This window comes from Rhizobacter sp. P3_B12, assembly GCF_056402895.1.
Map to the genome: position 1 here is coordinate 1 of NZ_JBFUGN010001166.1, position 1,724 is coordinate 1,724.

At 63.7% G+C, this 1,724-nt stretch carries 3 protein-coding genes and 1 pseudogene; 1 reads left to right on the plus strand and 3 read right to left on the minus strand.

What is annotated here, in order from left to right; translation table 11 throughout:
• On the plus strand, positions 1 to 443 hold a 443-nt coding region (locus tag AC1D01_RS33355), incomplete at its 5' end, for a response regulator (protein WP_477873760.1).
• A 7-nt stretch (positions 444 to 450) separates the two neighbouring features.
• On the opposite strand, the gene AC1D01_RS33360 is transcribed toward AC1D01_RS33355, so the two are convergent.
• From AC1D01_RS33360 to AC1D01_RS33370, 3 genes and pseudogenes are all read right to left on the minus strand, one after another.
• Positions 451 to 633 carry a hypothetical protein gene (locus AC1D01_RS33360; RefSeq protein WP_477873761.1) on the minus strand — a complete coding sequence of 61 codons (183 nt, stop codon included), beginning with the start codon at positions 631 to 633 and terminating at the stop codon, positions 451 to 453.
• Positions 634 to 643: 10 nt separating this feature from the next.
• Positions 644 to 1,069 carry a Tse2 family ADP-ribosyltransferase toxin gene (locus AC1D01_RS33365; RefSeq protein WP_477873762.1) on the minus strand — a complete coding sequence of 142 codons (426 nt, stop codon included), beginning with the start codon at positions 1,067 to 1,069 and terminating at the stop codon, positions 644 to 646.
• 256 nt (positions 1,070 to 1,325) lie between these two features.
• Positions 1,326 to 1,724, minus strand: a pseudogene (locus AC1D01_RS33370) (nitronate monooxygenase); the annotation flags it as partial.

Consider the following 1,724-nt stretch of genomic DNA (forward strand, 5'->3'; position numbering starts at 1 on the left):
GGTTCATGCTGCGGCTGCCGCTGCAGGCGGCCGGTGTGCAGGCGGATGCACCGGCCGGCACGGACGGCTGGCGCGTGGCCACGCAAGGCAGCGTGCGGCGCGTGCTGATCGTCGACGACAACCAGGATGCGGCGACCACGATGGCCACCTTGCTGGAGGCGCTGGGCCATGTGCCGGTGGTGGCGCACGACGGTCCGTCGGCGCTGCAGCTGCTGGAGCAGCAGGCGGTCGACATCGCGGTGCTCGACATCGGGTTGCCGGTGATGGACGGCTACGAACTCGCGCAGCGCATTCGCGCGAGGGAGGGGGGCAGCGCGCTGAAGCTGATCGCGCTGACCGGCTACGGGCAGGCGGAGGACCGGCTCAAGTCGGCGGCGCACGGCTTCGACGAGCACCTGGTGAAGCCGGTGGACATGGAGACGCTGCTGCAGTTGTTGCGGTGAGCTTGCTTCAGCCTGCAGCCTTCGCACGCATCTCCTCGTACTTGCCCTTCAGCACGACTGCATAGGCGAGGTCATTGCTGACGTCCGATTGATCGTCCTCATCGAGCATGCCGCCTTTGAGCGAGGTCTCGTACTTCTCGATCAATGCTTCGAGTGCCGAGATGATGCAGTTGATTTCAGACCATTCCATGTCATTGCCCTCAGTCGTGGATCCAGCGGCCACCGCGCAGGATGGCTTCTTCAATCGGCAGCTTGGAGACGCCAACGAGCTTGCACACCTGCTCCGTGTAGACCGTCAGCAGCATGTTTTCCGCCGGGCGGATTGTGTAGTGAGTGATGCCGGTCCTGGGGTCAGTGTTGTCTCGTGTGATGACCAGGCCCTTGGGGACGACAGTCCCGGCTCTGATCCACCACCAATTCGGCTCCGGGCGCGGGGCCGAGAACGTCGAAATGCCGCCGGACATTCCCTTGACGTTGACGAGCCCGCTTGGTGAATCCTTGAATTTCACGATGTCTTTGTCTCTGACATTGTCGAAGCGTGGCGATGTGGAATTCCCGCTTCGATAGAGGTCAAGGTCGATTTTCATCGATGCCTCGATTCGAACAAGGTACTGCTCTGATGTCATGGCCTCTCCTGAGTGTTCAGAATCAGAACTGCAGATTCGATGGTTGAAGCTTGCCGAGCCTGACGCAGCGGTGCTGTCGTTTTGACCGGACGGAGTGCGAACCCGGCCGTGAGTGGGTCGGGCAACTCGGAGGGCAGCTGTGGCTACCCCTGGCGATGTGGCGGATGGCCTGGGGCGCGGAGCAACTTCATCACGCGCCTTTCAATGGTTCGAGGTCCATTGAACATGCCGGGCCGCAGTGTAGGCCTTCAGGCCGTCAGATCGGCAGCGGCGTCACCATGTGCCGCAACAATTCATCCACCCCGCGGATCTGCTCCCCGAACGGCAGCTTGCCCACCCCGCGGAAGAACAACCCCTTCTTCACATCCCCGCGCAGTGCCGCGGCCAGTTGCGTGTCGATGCAGAACTGCCCCCAGCCCGGCAACCCGTCGCGCAATCCGCATTGCGCGAGGCAGTCGAAATCCAGCGTGCAGCGCGGCTTCGCGTGCGCCGTCTGCTGCAGGCGCGGCTCGGCCTTCAGGTAGTTGCGCAGCCAGGCTGTCGGCACCGCGCGCGCCGGCAGGCCGGCCACGCTGGTGAACTCGACCAGGTCTTCATCGCGCGCCTGTGCCAGCACCTGCTTGAAGGCGTCGTGCGCATCGCACTCGTGCGTCAC

Coding starts and splice junctions, on each gene's coding strand:
- AC1D01_RS33360 (WP_477873761.1), bottom strand. CDS start 633: ATGGAATGGTCTGAAATCAACTGCATCATCTCGGCACTCGAAGCATTG.
- AC1D01_RS33365 (WP_477873762.1), bottom strand. CDS start 1,069: ATGACATCAGAGCAGTACCTTGTTCGAATCGAGGCATCGATGAAAATC.